Origin of the sequence: Tropicibacter alexandrii (assembly GCF_003667315.2) — a bacterium.
GTDB classification, from domain to species: domain Bacteria; phylum Pseudomonadota; class Alphaproteobacteria; order Rhodobacterales; family Rhodobacteraceae; genus Tropicibacter; species Tropicibacter alexandrii.
The window spans coordinates 158,729-175,384 of sequence record NZ_RCTZ02000001.1 but is presented as its reverse complement, the minus strand read 5'-3'; the positions used below and the strand labels follow the sequence as shown (position 1 = coordinate 175,384).

Here is a 16,656-nt window from a genome sequence, read left to right as displayed (position 1 = left end):
GATGGGCAATGCCATCGGCATGATCCCGATAGACCGCATCCGGCAAATCAAGGAACGCCTCGAATATGTCGAGGCGCGCATGTCCTCGGGCACGGGGGACATTGCCGCGCTTGGACGGGAATACGCGGAATTGCGCCCGGTGGTGGCGGTGATCGCGGATTGGGAACAGCTGCAATCCGATCTGGCCGAGGCTCAGGCGATGCTGTCGGACCCGGAGATGCGCGAACTGGCAGAGGAAGAACTGCCCGCGCTCAAGGCCCGTCTGCCGCAGGTCGAGCACGCGGTGCAGTTGGCTTTGCTGCCCAAGGATTCCGCCGATGCCCGCGCTGCCATGCTGGAAATCCGTCCCGGTACCGGCGGCGAGGAGGCGGCGCTGTTCGCCGGTGACCTCGCGCGGATGTATCAGCGATATGCCGAGGCGCGGGGCTGGCGCTGGGAAGTGATCGAGGACCAGCCTTCGGACCTTGGCGGGCTGAAGGAACTGGTGGTGCGCATCGCAGGCGAAGGCGTCTTTGCCCGGCTGAAGTTCGAATCCGGCGTGCACCGTGTCCAGCGCGTGCCCGAAACGGAATCCGGTGGGCGCATCCACACCTCGGCCGCCACGGTCGCCGTGCTGCCCGAGGCCGAAGAGGTCGATATCCGCATCGATCCCAACGACATCCGCATCGATACGATGCGCTCGTCCGGGGCCGGAGGGCAGCATGTGAACACGACCGACTCGGCGGTGCGCATCACCCATATTCCCACCGGCATCGTCGTGACCAGTTCCGAGAAATCCCAGCACCGCAACCGCGAGATCGCCATGCAGGTGCTGCGCGCCCGGCTGTTCGATCTTGAGCGGTCGAAGGCGGACGAGGCGCGCTCGGCCGATCGCAAAAGCCAGGTCGGTTCCGGCGACCGGTCAGAGCGCATTCGTACTTACAATTTCCCGCAGGGGCGCATGACCGATCATCGCATCGGCCTGACGCTATACAAGCTCGACCAGATCATGCAGGGCGACCTTGACGAGATCGTCGACGCGTTGATCACGGAACATCAGGCCGGGCTGCTGGCCGAGTTGCAGGCCTGATGCGCGGCGCGGACCTGTTGGCGCGGGCCACCGCAGAGCTGGTGGCAGCCGGGGTGCCCGATGGCGGGCGCGATGCGCGGCGCCTGTTGGCGCATGTGCTCAAGGTACCGCCCGGTCGGCTGACCTTGTTCCTGCCCGAACCCGTGGCCCCCGAATTGACGGTGATCTACAACGCCCTCGTGGCGCGCCGGGCCGAGCGCGTGCCGGTCAGCCACCTGACGGGACGGCGGCTGTTCTACGGGCGCGAATTCCTTGTCACGCCAGAGGTGCTCGACCCGCGCCCGGAAACCGAAACCCTGATCGAGGCCGCGCTGGCAGAGCCGTTCGGCTCGGTGCTGGATCTCGGCACGGGGTCGGGCTGCATCCTGCTGACGCTGCTGGCCGAACGCGAGGCCGCCATCGGCGTCGGCACCGATCTGTCGGAGGCGGCGCTGAACGTCGCCTTCTGGAACCGCAACGCGCTGAAGCTGGAACCGCGCGCGGCGTTGGAAACGGGCAGTTGGTACGAGCCGCTGGCCGGCATGAACGAGCAATTCGACCTGATCGTCTCGAACCCGCCCTATATCGCGCTGGACGAAATGCCGGGCCTTGCACCGGAGGTGCGCGATCATGAGCCCCGCATGGCGTTGACCGACGAGGGCGACGGTCTGTCATGCTACCGCACCATCGTCGCGGGGCACGCGCCATGGCTCGCGCCCGGTGGGCGGCTGATGGTCGAGATCGGCCCAAGCCAAGGCGCGGCGGTGTCGGAATTGATGACCCGGGCGGGCCTGCGCGATGTCCGCGTGATTTCCGACCTCGATGGTCGGGATCGTGTGGTCTCGGCCACGGCTCCGGCGGAATCCGGCCAGTAGTTGCGTCAAATTGGCCGGAATCTGGTCATTTGCCCTTGTCACCTTGGGCCCTGTATGCATATGTCAGGTCAGTCGGGACAGCGGACGGTGTTGACCCTCCCTCTCGACGCCAAGCCATAAATCAAGGTGATCACGGTTTGGGGCGCACGCTGCGCCCGGTGGGTCACCAAGCTGCCGAAGAACAGGCTGGATATCAACTTATGCGTTCCTCCAAATCCCGCTCGCGGAATAAGAACAACCGCAACAACAATCGCAATTCGCTGGCCAATGTCGTCAACCGCGTGTTCGACAGCAATGGTCCCGAAGGCAAGGTGCGCGGGACGCCGCAGCAGATCATCGACAAGTACAACCAGCTGGCCCGCGATGCGGCGCTTGGCAATGACCGCGTCGCGACGGAGAACTTCCAGCAGCACGCGGAACATTACCTGCGCCTGCTGAGCGAGGCTCAGAAGGAGCAGGATGCGCGGCGCGAGCAGCAGGATCGCGAGAACCGCGAACGTCAGGCGCAGCGCGACCGCGAGCGGTCCGAACGCGACAAGCCGCAGGGCGACCAGCCGCAGGACAAGCAGCCGGAGCAGGCCGAGCAGCAGCAGTCCAAGCGGGCTGAGCGCGACCTGTCCGAGGCACCGCAGCCGGATGTGATGGATTTTGGTGGCGACGAGGAAAGCGGTCTGGTCGAGACCCCGGAATCGCGCTCCGAGACGCAGCCCGAAGCCAAGCCCAAGAAGCCGCGCGCGCCGCGCAAGCCCAAAGCCGAAACAACCGCCGACGCGCCGAAGGCCGAAGAAGGCGAAAAACCGAAGCGGCCCCGCGCGCCCCGCAAGCCCAAGCCCAAGCCCGAAGAGACCTCTGGTGGCGATGCAGAGGCCCCCAAGGACACGTCGCAGGACGCGGCAGAATGACAAAACGGCCCCAAGCGGGGCCGTTTTTCGTCGCGCGCCTGATGGAGGATGGGTGATCACCCATCCTACCGCAAATCACGCCTCCATCACCCGGGCCAAGGCGCAGAACTGTTCCAGAGACACCTGCTCGGCCCGGTCCGTGGGCTGGATTCCGGCGCTCAGAAGCCGGTCCTCGATGTCGGGCGCCTCGCCTTTCAGCGCCGCCCGCAGCATCTTGCGCCGCTGGTTGAAGGCCCGTGCCACGACCCGTTCCAAGACCTTGGGATCGGCCGGGTAACGCGGTTCCGGCAGGGCGGTCAGATGCACCACCGCCGATGAGACCTTCGGGGGCGGGGTGAACGCGCCCGGCGGCAAGGTCAACGATATCCGCGCATCGGTGCGCCACTGGGAGAGGATCGCAAGGCGGCCATAGGTCTTGGACCCGGGCTGCGCGACGATCCGCTCGGCGACCTCCTTCTGGAACATCAGCGTCAGCGACGACCAGAAGGGCGGCCAGTCCTTCGGTGTCAACCAGCGCACCAGCAACTCGGTGCCGACATTGTAGGGCAGGTTGGCGCAGATCGCGATGGGCGGGGTCAGATGCGCCAGCGGGTCGACCTCCAGCGCGTCGCCCTCGATCACCTGCAGGCGATCGGGGTAGGCCTCGGCGATTTCGGCCAACGGGGCCATGCAGCGGTGATCCTTTTCGATGGCCAGCACCCGGCGCGCGCCTTCGGACAAGAGCCCCCGGGTCAGCCCGCCCGGGCCCGGCCCGACTTCGAGCACGTCCATGCCGGACAGGTCGCCGGGGATGCGCGCGATCCGCGCGGTCAGGTTCAGGTCGAGCAGGAAATTCTGCCCCAGCGATTTGCGGGCCTGTAGGCCATGGGTGGCGATCACGTCGCGCAGCGGGGGCAACCCGTCGATCCGGCTCATGCTTGGGTCCTTGCGAGGCGGGCAGCGAGGCGAAGCGCCTCGATGGTCGAACTGGGATTGGCAAGACCCGTCCCGGCGATGTCGAAGGCGGTGCCGTGATCCGGCGAGGTCCGGATGAAGGGCAGGCCCAGCGTGACATTCACGCCCCGGTCGAAATCCAGCGTCTTGATCGGGATCAGCGCCTGATCGTGATACATGCAGACCGCCACGTCATACCGCGCGCGGGCGGCGGCGTGGAACATGGTGTCACCCGGCAGCGGCCCCGCGATCTCCATCCCCTCGGCGCGCAGACGGTCCAGCACCGGCGCGATCAGGGTCTGTTCCTCGGTGCCCATGCGCCCGCCTTCGCCCGCATGCGGGTTCAGCCCAGCGACGGCGATGCGCGGCGCAGGCAGGCCGAATTTGCGGACCAGCGCGTCATGGGTGATGCGGATGCGGCGTTCCAGAAGGTCGGGCGTCAGCGCGGCGGGCACATCGGCGACGGCGATATGGATCGTCACCGGCACCACGCGCAACTGGTCCGAGGCCAGCATCATGACCACCTCGTCGACGCCCCCAAGGGCGCAGAGAAACTCCGTATGGCCGGGATAGGCAAAGCCTGCCCCCTCGGCCAGCGCCTGCTTGTGGATCGGTAGGGTACACAGCGCCGAAGCCTGCCCGGCCTGCACCAGATCGACCCCGCGCATGATGCTGTCGATCACGCCCTGCGCCTGCGCCGGTTGTGGCTGGCCGGGTGTGCGTGGCCCGGCACAGGGCACAGGCCAAACCGGCAGGGCCGTGGCGCAGACATGCAGGGCCTCGTCCGGATTGGTCACGACCTGAGCCGGCACGGTCCCGGGCAAATGCGCTGGATCGCCCAGCCAGACAAAAGGCAGATCGGTGCGTAGCGCGGACCATGCGGCTTCGGCCAGTTCCGGGCCAATCCCGGCAGGTTCGCCGCAGGTCAGGGCGATGGGCAAGTCAGCCATTGGCTCTCCGGTCAAACAAGCGCGGCGCCGGTCGCCCCGACGCCGCAGGTCAAAGGGGCAGGCCCAAGGCCTTACTTTTCGATGATCCGCGCATCGGCGCGCAGCTGCGCCAGATAGCCTTCGGCCAGCGCGGTCAGGCGCTGGTTGCGCAGCCCCAGCGCCACCTGATCGCGATCCGCGTCCTCGGCGATGGCATTGGTGCGCCCGCAGAGCATCAAGAAGACCAGCGTCTGGCCGTTGGCGCGGGTCAGGGCTGTCGAAACCTCACCGGGGTCCAGCTTGGACAGTTCAAAGGCGATATCCGTCGGGATGTCAGAGGGCGGCAGGGTGCCGCGTTCCAGCACCTCGGCGGGCTGGCCCTTGGCCACGCCGTAGAGGTCGTCGCAGCGATCCACCTTCGAGGCCAGCACGCGGGCCTTGGCCAGCGTCTCGTCCGAGCGCCCGCCGGGCATGTAATAAGCGGCATATTCGACTGCGGCCACCTCGGGCGGCGTGTAGCCGGTTTCCTCGATGTCGCGCAGCTGGAACAGCGCGATCGCGCCTTGCAAGGGCAGCGGGTCAGACACCTCGCCCGGGCGCAGGCCCAGGACGATGGGCTGCAAGGCAGGCGGCAGTTCGGTCAGGTCCTGCCAGGGCAAGCGCCCACCGGAGCCCCGGGTCGCGGTGGCGGAATAGCGCCGCGCCTGTGCCGAGAAGGCCGAGATATCCTCGAGTTCGGCGATCCGCTGCGCGCGGGCGCGTACGGTGTCCTCGGTCGCAGGGGTCATGGGCATGATGATCTCGGACAGCAGGACGCGCACGCCCGAGCCGCTGCCGCCAGTGTCGGACAGGGCGCGGTCGATCTCGGATTCGGACACGCTGGACCGTCCGGCAAAGCGCTGCCGCACCAGCATCCGCCACGCCACGCCAGCGGCGACGAAATCGCGGAAGGTCTGTTCGGCGACGCCACTGGCCTCCAGCGCCTGCGTGAACTCCTCGCGCGTCAGGTTCGCACGACCGGCGAATTCGTCCATCCCGTCTAGCACGTCCTGTTCCGAAGGCCGGATGCCCGCGGCGGCGGCGGCCTGCGCGCGCAGACGGTCGTCGACCAGCTGTTCGCGGGCCACCTTGAGCGGATCACCGGGGGCGCGCAGCAGCTTGAGCATCTCGGCGCGCTGATTCAGTTCGTATCCGGTGATGACCCCGTCATTGACGAGGATGGCCGGGGCGAACAGGCCCTGCGCGGGGGCCATGACCGGGGCAAGGGCCAGCGACAGGGCAAGGGCGGCAGGGGCCGCCAGACGGGTCAATGTGCGCATGTGCGTCGATACTCCTTGGCGCTGCCGCCGGTGCTGAAGCCTTTCAGCGCGACGGACAGGTCGAAATCGGTAGACGGTTCCAGATTGGTGGCAGAGGCGAATTTGCGGCTTGCCGAGATGTCCACCAGAACGCATTCGTTCTGGTATTGCAGTCCGAGGCCCGTGCGGTCAAGCCGCCGATCCGCAAGGTCATAACGGGCCTCGACCGAGGTCGACCAATGGCGGTTGATGCGATAGCTGCCGTCCAGCGTCCATTCGGATTGCGCCTTGGGGCGATCCTCGGCGAGGTCGGTGGTCAACAGCAGGTAGGACGCGCTGACATCGAAACGGTCATTGGTGAACCCGGCGCGGGCCTCGGCCTTGGACAGGCGGTTTTCGGTGTCCAGCAGGCCGCGCGCCGACAGCGATAGGCCCGCCGGGTGCATGAAGGCCCCGGCTATCAGCCAATCGGACCGGTTGCCTTCCAGCCCGGACGAACGGGAAAACGCGGGATCGGTCGTTTCTCGCCAGACCCGCCCCAGCGACAGCTGCGCCGTCCAGCCGCTTGGCGCCTGATGCAGCCAGCGCAGACCGGCCACGCCGGTCAGCCCGTGCTCACGCCGGTCCGGTGCCGGAAAGCGCGACAGCGACAGCAGGTTGCCCTGATCGAACTCGACCCGGGTGCTTTCGTCATTGGGGTTTTGCAGGCGGTCGCCGCCAGTATAGCCCGCCATTAGGATCGGTTCCAGCAGGCTGCGCCCGCCTAATGCGCCGCGCCGCGCCAACGGCAGGCGCAGTTCGACCGCGAGGCCGGGTATGGCGCGGCTTACGCTGGGTGCGGCGGTGGCATCCTGCGCGGTGCTGTAATGGTCCAGCCACAGATGCCCCGAGACACCGGCGCGCAAACCGCCCGCCAGCGTCCAGCGGTTGCGCCAGCTGAGTTCCGCATTGACCCGCGTCACGTCGCGCCCGTCCACATCCAGATCGGGATCGGGACCGTCGACCGGGCGCGAGGACCAGCGCAAATGGCCCTGCGCCTGAATGCTGGTGCGGAATTCGCCGCCCAGCCCGCGCGGGAACATCCGCCGCTCATACGACCCGCGCGCCAAGACCGTCGGCTGCGTGTCGTCGTTTTCCGCCGCGCGCAGCGACTGGTAATGGATGACGCTTGCCTCGATCAGCGAATTCCACCGGGTCCGGGTCAAACTCAGCTTGCTGTCGAGCCGGTCGCCGCCCGGAATGCCGTAATCGTTGAGATAGGCGATGTCGGACACGGCCTTGACCGCGAATTCCAGCTTGAAATCGTTGCGCAGGTCGAAATTGCCCTCGGCAAAGAGATAACCGCGCAGGGTGTCCTGCATCAGGTTGTCCGAGGACAGCGCCCCCTCGACCAGAAGGTCGCCGTTATGGAAGGCCCGGCGGTACCGGTATTCCAGCGTGCGGGTGCGCGGCGCAAGGTAGGGCGTCAGCGTGATGTCCTGATGATCGCCCAGCGGGATGAAATACGGCGTCTTGATGCCGAAGCCAAGGATCGACGAAGAGCGTATCACCGGGATCAGGAAGCCACGCGCGCGTTCCAGCGTGGGGTCGGGCAGGCGCATGCGCGGCAGATAGAAGATCGGCACGTCGAGCACGCGCAGTTGCGCCTCGTCGAAATACAGTTGCCGTTCCTGTTCGTCATGGATCACGCGGCGCGCGCGGATTTGCCATAGCGGGGTGCGGCTGTGTTCGCAGACCTGACAGGAGGTCACCGCCACCTTGGACAGCTGGGTATAGCGCCCCTCGACCCGGCGCGCCTCGACGGCGGCCAGCTGCAATTGCTGGTCCAGCACCATGCGCGCGCCGGTCAGAAGGCCGTTCATCAGGTCGCGGTCCAGCTCGGCCGCGTCGGCAACGACGATGTTGCCGGTCCCGTCGACCAGACGGATCGGCCCTTCGATCTGCAGATCGCCGGTGGTGTCGTCATAGCGGATCGCGGTCGCGGTCATGCGGATGTCGCCTTGCAACACCTCGACATTGCCGGTGGCGACCAGCAGGCTTTCCCCCTCGACAAAGACGCTGTCGGCCACCAGAAGCGCGGGCTGCGCGTCGCCCTCGTCCTGAGCGAGGGCAGGCAGGGCCAGCGCGACGAGGATCAGGGCGAGACGAAGAAGACGCATCATCCGTCCTCCATATGCAGAACCAGACCCAGCGCCAACAGCATCGAGGCCACCGGAGGCACCCAAGCGGCCACGATCGGCGAAAGCTGGCCGCTTTCCCCAAGGATCTGTGCGAAATTGCGGATGTAATACAGGCCAAACCCCAGAAGGATCGCTGACAGCACGGCCAGCCCTGTGCGGCCTAGCCGCGCCGGTCGCATGGTGAAGGCCGCGCCCAGCAGAACCATCGACGCCAGAAACAACGGTCGCGCCAGTTCGATATTGTACCAGACCAGATGGCGTCGTGCCGAAAAGCCCGCCTCTTCGAGCCCGGCGATGAAGTCCGGCAGGTCCCAGATCGGCACGGAGTTCGGCTTGCCGAACCGGTCGCGGATGCTGTCACGGGTCAGGGTCGAGGGGATCGACAGGCTGTCATGTTCGCGCGCGCCGACCTCGGGGTTCAGCCCGGCGGTCAGGTCCCATGTCTTGACCCGGCGCAGCTGCCATTCGCCATCGATCAATTCGGCCTCGTCGGCCACGTAGCGGGTCTGCGGCCCGCCTTCGGGCCGGTAGGAGACGATAGAGACATCATAAAGCACGGTCGCCTCGGCATTGGCACGGCTGGCGCGGATCACCGCCTGACCCGTCTCGCCGCCTTGCCGCAGCCAAAGGCCCTCGGGGCCGATGGACACGGCCGCGGCGCTGCCGGTGTCGTAGGTCTCGGTCAGGGTGACGTACCGCTTGGAGGTCGACGCGACGATCGGGTTGACCATGGCCACGATCAGCCCACCCAGCGCCAGCGCAACCGCCAGCGGCGCGGCAAGGGTGGTCAGGCCCGACCGCCCCGAGGCCCGCGAGACGACCAGTTCCGAGGATCGCGCCAGCCCGAGAAACATGGCGATGGTCGACAGGATCATCACCAGCGGCAGAATGCCGTACAGCGCCTCGGGTAGGCGCAGCAAGGTCAGCCGAAGCGCGCGGCCAAAGGTCGATTGATCGCCGAGATTGCGCAATTCCTCGATCAGGTCGAGCAGGCCTTGCAACAGCGCAAAGATCGCCAGAACGGCGAGGAAGATCAGCAGGAACCGCTTGGCGAAGTACAGATGCAGCGTCACGGTGCGACCTCCGCCGCGCGCCGCCTCGGGCGATAGCCGCGCCCGGCCTGCCACAACAGGCCCGCGGTCAGGCCGAGGCCCACGACCGATGGCAGGTAGACGAGCGGCCAGAGCGCGGCATTGCTGCGCACCGGATCGGTCACCATGCCTTCGACCAGCTTGACTGACACCATGAGGAAGATCGCCAGCACCACCTGCCGCATCGCCCCCAGCCGCGAAAATCCGCCGACCATCATCGCCGAGAAGCCGATCAATGCGGCCACCGTGCACAGGATCGCAGATTGAAAGCGCATATGCGCCTCTTCGAAGACCTCGCCCAGCGATTCCCGGGCCTCGGTCGACACGATCTGCGGCGAGGTCAGCAATTCGAGCGTCGGGATGTATTCCAGCTTGCGGCTTTTTGCGCGGGGCGGGCTCAGCACAGCCGTGATGTCGAAGACGAGGTCCGAGAAATTGGTCGTCGACAGACGGTTGTCCTTGATGTCGAGGGTCTGCGCCATCCCCGCCAGCATCACCAGTTTCGTGCCCTCGTCGTCGCGCAGCAGGTAGGCGCGTTCGGCGGTATAGTTCACCGCGCGGTTTTCGAGCCGCCGATCCGAGAGCAGGACATCCTTCAACTCGCCCTCGGCGGTGATCTCGCGGATGTAGAAGGTGATGCCCTTCGACGGGTGCTGGAACGTGCCCTCGCGCAGCAGCCGGGCGGTGACCGAGGTGGCGATTTCCTGCTCGCGCAGGCGCAATTGCTGCAGCGATTGCGGCACCAGCAAATGCGCGAGAATGGTCATCATCACAGCGATCATCAGGCCGAAGACCAGCACCGGGCGGGCCAAGCGCCAAGGCGAGTAGCCAAAGGACTTGGCGACGATCAACTCGGAATCCGAGCTGAGCCGGTTGGCGACATAGACCGCGGCGGCAAAGCTCGCCATGGGCAGGACCTTGGCGATGACGGCGGGCAGCCACAGGGCGGAAAATTCCAGAAACACGCTGGCCGAATGGCCATCGGCGATCAACTGGTCAAACAGGATCACTGCCCGGTTCACCCAATAGACAGCCACAAGGACTAGGGCGAAAAAGCCGAACAGCACCATAAGTTGCGACAGCACATATCTGTCGAATCGTTGCAACCGCGCGTTCCCCCCAGAACATCGTCTTTGGCGCAGCCTAACGGATCGTGCGCGCGGGGGAAAGGTGGGACTGGTCATCGGCGCGGCCTGCCGCTAGGTCTGGGGGAGGGATTAATCGAGGTATGACATGACCGAATTGCGCACCGTCGAATTTGCCGACGTCGATCTGGACACGCTTGCCGGGGCGGCTGGACGTCTGGTCCTTTTCGTACCGGGGGCCGGCACGATCGGCACTGCCGCCCGGCGCGTCAATCGCCTGACCAAGGGCGCCGTTGCCCGCGCGGTCGAAAGCGAGGCCTTCGGCAAGCTTTCCGAGGGCGAGGCGCTGGTTCTGGGTTGGCCTGCGGGCCTTGCCGCCGAGGCGGTCGAGATCGTCAAGCTGGAGCGCCGCGCCGACACGGTGAGCCTGCGCAAGGCCGGGGCCGGCATCGCCAAGCGCGCCGCCGGGGCCACGCTCACGGTGCTGGCCGAGGGCCAGAAGGCGCCCGAAGAGATCGCGCTGGGGCTGGTCCTGCGCAGCTGGGCCTTTACCAAGCGCAAGGAGACGCCCTCGGACACGCCCGGCAAGGCGGTGTTCATGGTCAAGGAAGTCGCGGCGGCGCAGGCGGCTTGGGTCGATGCGGGGGCGCTGGCGGCGGGCGTGTGCTTTACCCGCGACCTCGTGTCGGAACCGGCCAATGTGCTGACCACGACGGAATTCGCCGCCCAACTGGAGGCGCTGCGGGACCTTGGCGTCGAGGTCGAGGTGCTGGACGAGCCGGAGATGGAGAAGCTGGGCATGCGCGCGCTGCTGGGCGTGGGCCAAGGCTCGGAAAGCCCGTCCAAGGTCGTCACCATGCGCTGGAAGGGCGGCGAGGGCGCGCCTTTGGCGCTGATCGGCAAGGGCGTGGTGTTCGACACCGGCGGCATCAGCCTGAAACCCGGCGCGGGCATGGAAGACATGACCATGGACATGGGCGGCGCGGGTGTCGTCGCGGGCGTGATGAAGGCGCTGGCGCTGCGCAAGGCCAAGGCCAATGTGACCGGCATGGTGGGTCTTGTGGAAAACATGCCCGACGGGCGCGCGCAACGTCCGGGCGACATCGTCGCCTCGATGAAGGGTGACACGATCGAGGTCATCAACACCGATGCCGAGGGGCGCTTGGTTCTGGCCGATGTGCTGTGGCACGCGCAACAGGCCGAACAGCCCGCCGCGATGGTCGATCTGGCGACCTTGACCGGGGCCTGCATCATCGCGCTTGGACACGAGAACGCGGCGGTGTTTGCCAATGACGATGGATTCGCGAAGGACTTTCTCAAGGCGGCGGAGACCGAGGGCGAAGGCGCGTGGCGGATGCCGCTGGGCAAGGCCTATGACGATCTGATCAAGAGCATGAAGGCCGATATCAAGAACACCGGCGGGCGGCCCGCCGGGTCGATCACCGCCGCCGCGTTCCTGCAGAAATTCGTGGCCGAGGACATGCCGTGGATCCATCTTGACATCGCGGGGGTGGCCCAGACCCCGGGTGAGACCGCGCTGGCCCCGAAAGGTGCGACCGGCTGGGGCGTGCTGGCGCTGGACCGCTTGGTTCGGATGAAGTTCGAGGGATAAGCGCCTGTGGGAGCGGCCTTTTTCTATCACCTGACGCGCCGCCCGCTGGAGGCGACCTTGCCCGTGCTCTTGGAGAAATCCTTGGGCGTGGGCTGGCGGGTCGCCGTGCGCGGGCGCGATCCGGGGCGGTTGGAATGGCTGGACCAGCAGTTGTGGCTTGGGCCGGAAGAGGGCTTCTTGCCGCATGGATTGGCGGGGGGCGAACACGATGCGCTGCAACCGATCTTGCTGACGACCGGGCAGGCTGAAAACGATCCGACCTGCCTGATGAGCGTCGACGGGGCAGAGGTCAGCCCCGACGAGGTCAACGCGATGGAGCGGGTCTGCATCCTGTTCGACGGGCATGACATGGACGCGGTGGGCTTTGCCCGCACGCAATGGAAGGCGCTGACCGGGGCGGGCTGCAAGGCGCAATACTGGTCCGAGGAGTCGGGCCGCTGGGAGATGAAGGCCGAGGCCTGAGCACGAGGTCCCGGGTCAAGCCCGGGACGGGGTCAGCGTTCCAGCCGCATCTTGCCGCCAGATATTTCCAAGCGATTGAAACGGTTGAGATATTCCATGCCCAGCAGCGAGGTGTCCATCTCGCCCTCGTTCACATAGGCGCGCAGGTTGCGGTCTACGACAGGGCCAAGCGCGACCTCGTCCAGCCGGACGGGCGCGGTGCGGACCGGGCCGTTCGCCGTCATCGCCTCGCCCAGAAAAACGAGGTCTTCGGGGTGCAGACCGGCGCGGGCGGCGTCGGATTTCGTCAGGACCATCGCGCTGGCCCCGGTATCGACGACGAAGCGCACCGGCGCGCCGTTGATGTCGAGCGTCATGTAATAGTGCCCGTCACGCTCGCGCGGGAGTTCGATCAGACCTTGTTCGGCAAAGACCGATTGCTGCGGGCGTATCGTGCCTTGCAGGTCCTCCCACAACCCGTAGACGGCGACGACCCCGATGAAGATCAGCGCCCAGAGCGCGGCATATTGCAGGCTCTTGTTCAACTGCGTGCGCTGGTTGACGAGATACCAACCGGCAATCGCCCCGCCGAGCAGGCTGAGATATATCAGGTTGCCGATCTGGTCTTCGGTCATGGGCGTGCCTCCTGAGGGTAATCTAGGGGCGCGCGGGGCGGATTACAAAGCGCCGATGCCAAAAGCCCGCAGACCGTCCAGCACGAATTGCACCGACAGCGCCGCCAGCAGCATGCCCAGCAGGCGGGTGACGACGTTGATGCCGGTGCGCCCAAGCCCGCGTTCGATGATGCCGCCCAACAGGAACAGGACCAGCACGAGCAGCAGCACCGACAGCATGACGCCAAGGACCGAGGCGATGCCGATGGGGCCGGGGGCCTGACCCACCAGCAGGATCATGGTGGCGATGGCACCGGGGCCGGCGATCAACGGAATGGCGAGGGGAAAGACGCTTGGATCGGGGTGTTCCTCGTCATGCTCCTCGGCCTTGTCCTCGCGCCGCTTGGTGCGGCGTTCGAACAGCATGTCGAGCGCGGTGATGAACAGCAGGATGCCGCCCGCGATGCGGAAGGCGGGCATGGAGATGCCGATGAAGCCCAGCACCGCCTCGCCGAAAAAGGCGAACAGGGTCAGCAGGATAAAGGCGATTGTTACGGCACGCAGGGCCACCGTGCGGCGGTGCCTCGCATCCGTTCCTTGGGTCAGCGCGATGAAGATGGGCGCAAGGCCGATCGGGTCGATCACCACGAAGAGTGTGGCGAAGGCAGAGATGAGAAACGCGCTGTCCATGGCTCAGGGGTAGCCGGTCGGACTGCCCCTGTCCAGCGGTCAGGGCGCCAGCGCCGCCAAGGGGGTCGCGGGATCGAAGAAGGTGATGTCGGGCACGTCATAGCGGAACATGCGCCACTGGCTGTCGCGCCCGCCGCGTTCGAAATCGCAGGGCAAGCCGTTGGACAATTCCAGGCTCGTGCCGCGCAGGGTCGCGCCGGGGATGCCGTCTTCGTAGAGGTATGACCCGAATCCTTCGCCCCAACCCATGGCGTTGGCGCAGGCCCGGATCAGGGTTCGATCGTCAGGCGCTGACGGCGGATTGGCGATCGGGCCGATGTCGATCCTGTAGCGACCGGCCTTTTCGACCGTGTCGGTATAGAACATCGTGTCATGCGGTGTGGCGATCATGCGGGCGAACAGATCCGGGTCCCAAGCCACGGTTTCGCTTTCATAATCGCTGGGCTGCATCAGCTGTGACGTGAATTCCGACAGGCCCAGAAGGGCGATGTCATAGGCGCGCTGAACGGTGGCCTCGTCATATTGCCCGGCGGGAACGGTCAGGCGCGGCGCGTGAAAGCCCAGACGCGCCGTTGGGTGCATCGTGCGCCACGGTTGCAGACCCAGAAGCCACTCTTCCTCCTCAGTCATGCCATAGGGTTGCAAGGCGTAGCGTGGGCTGTCCGAGACGTAGCTTCCGGACATGAAGATCAGCGCGCAAGCGCTTTCGCAGATTGCATTTTCCTCCAGCCGGGTGCCGATCCCGGCATCCCGGATAAAGGCGCCAATCTGCACCCCTGCACGGAACGCTCCGCCGGGGCTGTCGAGGCACAGCACCACCTGCGGATCGGTCGGGATGGCCTGCACCTTGGCCAGATCATCGGCCTCGATCTGGCCGGTCAGGCGATGGGTACAGCCCGCGCGGGGCTTGGGATGGCTGTCGTCATAGGGCAAGGGGCCGACCGGGTTGAGTTCGGCAGCGCCGAGGGCCGTGGGCAGGGCGAGGGCGAGAAGAAAGGCACGCATGGGAAATCCTGTGGCTGAATGCCGTCAGGGTTTCCTGCGCGTGGGCCGGGTGTCAAGCGGTCAGGCGCTTTCGGCGGCGTCCAGCTTTTCCGCAGCCTTTTCCCACAGCGCTTCGGCCTTGTGCAGACCGTCCATGACCTCGGCGTATTTCTTGTTCCAGACTTCCAGCTCGCCAACCTTGTCGTTTTCGTAGAGCGCAGGATCGGCCAGCTTTTTCGCCAGCTTGTCGCGCATGTCTTCGAGCTTGGCGATGCGGTCCTCGCATTTGCGGACCTCGGCGCGCAGGTCGAGGATCTGGTCGCGCGAGGGGCGCTTGGGTTTTTCTTTCGGCTTTTCGGGTTTGGCGGGCGTGTCGCGGGCGAGCAGCATGGCGCGATAGGCGTCGAGGTCTTCCTCATAGGGTTTGACCGTGCCGTTCGAGACCAGCCAGAGCCGGTCGGCCACCATCGACAGCAGGTGCATGTCGTGGCTGACAAGGATCACGGCGCCGGAATAGGCGGTCAGCGCCTCCATCAGCGCCTCGCGGGATTCGATGTCGAGGTGGTTGGTCGGCTCGTCGAGGATCAGCATATGCGGCGCGTCGAGCGTGGCAAGCAGCAACGACAGGCGGGCCTTTTGACCGCCCGACAGGCGCCCGACCTCGGTTTCGGCCTGAACGGCGTGCAGGCCAAAGCCCGCAAGCCGCGCGCGCAATTGCGCGGGCTGGGTGTCGGGGCGTTCGCGTTGCAGATGTTGCAGGGGCGTTTCGTCCAGATGCAGTTCGTCCACCTGATGCTGGGCGAAATAGCCGACGCGCAGCTTGGCGGATTTCGTCAGGTTGCCCTCGATCAAGGGCAGCCGGTCGGCGAGCAGTTTCGACAGGGTGGACTTGCCCTGACCGTTCTTGCCCAAGAGCGCGATGCGGTCGTCCTGATCGATGCGCAGGTTGAGTTTGCGCAGGATCACCGTTTCGCCATAACCCGTTGAGCCGCCTTCGATATTGACGATGGGCGGGGACAGCTCATCAGGCTGCGGGAAGGTGAAGACACGCTTAGCCGCCTCTTCGGGGGCGCTGACCATGTCCATCCGTTCGATCATCTTGAGGCGGGCTTGGGCCTGTTTCGCCTTGGTCGCCTTGGCGCGGAAGCGGTCGACGAAGCTTTGCAGATGGGCGCGGCGGTCTTGTTGCTTCTTGGCGAGCGAGGCCTGCTGCGCGCGCTTTTCGGCGCGCTGCTTGACGAAGCCGTCATAGGGCACGCCGTAATAGGTCAGCTTGCGGTCTTCGAGGTGCAGGATGCTGCCGACCGCACGGTTCAATAGCCCGCGATCGTGGGAGATGACGATGACCGTGTGGGGGTATTTCGCGAGGTAGCTTTCCAGCCACAGCGCCCCTTCGAGGTCGAGATAGTTGGTCGGTTCGTCCAGCAGCAGCACGTCGGGCTGGGCGAACAGGATACCCGCCAGCGCGACACGCATCCGCCAGCCGCCGGAAAAGGCCGAGCAGGGCATGAGCTGCTGTTCGGGGTCAAAGCCAAGGCCGCGCAGGATGGTCGAGGCGCGTGCCTCGGCGGACCATGCGTCGATATCGGCGAGGCGGGTCTGCACCTCGGCGATGCGGTGGCTGTCGGTGGCGGTCTCGGCCTCGGCCATCAGGGCGTGGCGCTCGGTGTCGGCTTCGACCACGGTGTCGATCAGCGAGGTCTCTGAGGAGGGCACCTCTTGGCTGACGCCGCCGATGCGGGCGCGCGAGGGCAGAGAGATCTCTCCGCCATCCAGCGTGAGCTCGCCCCGGATCAGGCGGAACAGCGTGGTCTTGCCCGCACCATTGGGCCCGACAAGGCCAACCTTGTGGCCCTCGGGAATGGTGGCGGAGGCTTCTTCGAAGAGCGGACGGCCCTCGATGGAGAAATTGATGGATGAGATGCGCAACATGGCGTAGCGGGTGGCAGAGCGCCGCGAGGTTGTCAATCGGGA

At 66.2% G+C, this 16,656-nt stretch carries 15 protein-coding genes; 5 read left to right on the top strand and 10 right to left on the bottom strand.

All coding sequences use genetic code 11. The annotated features are described in order from the left end of the window. The first annotated feature begins 19 nt into the window (after positions 1 to 19). The 3 genes from prfA to D8Z78_RS00895 all read left to right on the top strand — a co-directional run bounded on the left by prfA (position 20) and on the right by D8Z78_RS00895 (position 2,825). Positions 20 to 1,069 carry a peptide chain release factor 1 gene (gene prfA / locus D8Z78_RS00905; RefSeq protein ID WP_121630110.1) on the top strand — a complete coding sequence of 350 codons (1,050 nt, stop codon included), beginning with the start codon at positions 20 to 22 and terminating at the stop codon, positions 1,067 to 1,069. Continuing rightward, on the top strand, positions 1,069 to 1,923 hold the full coding sequence (gene prmC, locus D8Z78_RS00900; protein ID WP_121629938.1) for a peptide chain release factor N(5)-glutamine methyltransferase: 855 nt from the start codon (positions 1,069 to 1,071) through the stop codon (positions 1,921 to 1,923). The genes prfA and prmC overlap by 1 nt, the downstream gene beginning before the upstream one ends. A 200-nt stretch (positions 1,924 to 2,123) precedes the next feature. Continuing rightward, positions 2,124 to 2,825: a DUF4167 domain-containing protein gene (locus D8Z78_RS00895; protein WP_121629939.1), complete on the top strand. Its 702-nt coding sequence runs from the start codon at positions 2,124 to 2,126 to the stop codon at positions 2,823 to 2,825. 75 nt (positions 2,826 to 2,900) lie between these two features. On the opposite strand, the gene rsmA is transcribed toward D8Z78_RS00895, so the two are convergent. The 6 genes from rsmA to lptF all read right to left on the bottom strand — a co-directional run bounded on the left by rsmA (position 2,901) and on the right by lptF (position 10,362). Further along, a complete protein-coding gene (gene rsmA, locus D8Z78_RS00890) occupies positions 2,901 to 3,740 on the bottom strand; it encodes a 16S rRNA (adenine(1518)-N(6)/adenine(1519)-N(6))-dimethyltransferase RsmA (RefSeq protein WP_121629940.1) in 840 nt (279 codons plus the stop codon). Beyond that, the gene (gene pdxA, locus D8Z78_RS00885; RefSeq protein WP_121629941.1) at positions 3,737 to 4,708 is read right to left on the bottom strand and encodes a 4-hydroxythreonine-4-phosphate dehydrogenase PdxA; all 972 of its coding nucleotides are present in this window, start codon (positions 4,706 to 4,708) and stop codon (positions 3,737 to 3,739) included. Before pdxA ends, rsmA begins: the two co-directional genes overlap by 4 nt. A 71-nt stretch (positions 4,709 to 4,779) precedes the next feature. Beyond that, positions 4,780 to 6,006 carry a peptidylprolyl isomerase gene (locus tag D8Z78_RS00880; RefSeq protein WP_121629942.1) on the bottom strand — a complete coding sequence of 409 codons (1,227 nt, stop codon included), beginning with the start codon at positions 6,004 to 6,006 and terminating at the stop codon, positions 4,780 to 4,782. Continuing rightward, the gene (locus D8Z78_RS00875; RefSeq protein ID WP_338064664.1) at positions 5,994 to 8,147 is read right to left on the bottom strand and encodes an LPS-assembly protein LptD; all 2,154 of its coding nucleotides are present in this window, start codon (positions 8,145 to 8,147) and stop codon (positions 5,994 to 5,996) included. The genes D8Z78_RS00880 and D8Z78_RS00875 overlap by 13 nt, the downstream gene beginning before the upstream one ends. Then, positions 8,144 to 9,238, bottom strand: a complete 1,095-nt coding sequence (lptG, locus tag D8Z78_RS00870; protein WP_121630111.1) for an LPS export ABC transporter permease LptG — start codon at positions 9,236 to 9,238, stop codon at positions 8,144 to 8,146. The genes D8Z78_RS00875 and lptG overlap by 4 nt, the downstream gene beginning before the upstream one ends. After that, positions 9,235 to 10,362 (bottom strand): LPS export ABC transporter permease LptF, encoded by a 1,128-nt coding sequence (lptF, locus tag D8Z78_RS00865; protein WP_121629944.1) that lies wholly within the window; start codon positions 10,360 to 10,362, stop codon positions 9,235 to 9,237. Before lptF ends, lptG begins: the two co-directional genes overlap by 4 nt. 127 nt (positions 10,363 to 10,489) lie before the next feature. On the opposite strand from lptF, the gene D8Z78_RS00860 reads away from it, so the two are divergent. Together D8Z78_RS00860 and D8Z78_RS00855 are read left to right on the top strand one after the other, a co-directional pair. Then, positions 10,490 to 11,953, top strand: a complete 1,464-nt coding sequence (locus tag D8Z78_RS00860) for a leucyl aminopeptidase (protein ID WP_121629945.1) — start codon at positions 10,490 to 10,492, stop codon at positions 11,951 to 11,953. A gap of 6 nt (positions 11,954 to 11,959) precedes the next feature. Next, a complete protein-coding gene (locus D8Z78_RS00855) occupies positions 11,960 to 12,415 on the top strand; it encodes a DNA polymerase III subunit chi (RefSeq protein ID WP_121629946.1) in 456 nt (151 codons plus the stop codon). A gap of 32 nt (positions 12,416 to 12,447) precedes the next feature. On the opposite strand, the gene D8Z78_RS00850 is transcribed toward D8Z78_RS00855, so the two are convergent. The 4 genes from D8Z78_RS00850 to D8Z78_RS00835 are packed head-to-tail and all read right to left on the bottom strand — an operon-like array spanning position 12,448 to position 16,614. Continuing rightward, complete coding sequence (locus tag D8Z78_RS00850) at positions 12,448 to 13,029, bottom strand: retropepsin-like aspartic protease family protein (protein WP_121629947.1); 582 nt, start codon at positions 13,027 to 13,029, stop codon at positions 12,448 to 12,450. Positions 13,030 to 13,071: 42 nt separating this feature from the next. Beyond that, positions 13,072 to 13,698 (bottom strand): MarC family protein, encoded by a 627-nt coding sequence (locus D8Z78_RS00845; protein ID WP_121629948.1) that lies wholly within the window; start codon positions 13,696 to 13,698, stop codon positions 13,072 to 13,074. Positions 13,699 to 13,737: 39 nt separating this feature from the next. Then, on the bottom strand, positions 13,738 to 14,703 hold the full coding sequence (locus tag D8Z78_RS00840) for a hypothetical protein (RefSeq protein WP_121629949.1): 966 nt from the start codon (positions 14,701 to 14,703) through the stop codon (positions 13,738 to 13,740). A 60-nt stretch (positions 14,704 to 14,763) separates the two neighbouring features. Next, positions 14,764 to 16,614, bottom strand: coding sequence for an ABC-F family ATP-binding cassette domain-containing protein (locus D8Z78_RS00835; RefSeq protein ID WP_121630112.1), 1,851 nt, complete (start codon positions 16,612 to 16,614; stop codon positions 14,764 to 14,766). Positions 16,615 to 16,656: the final 42 nt, after the last annotated feature.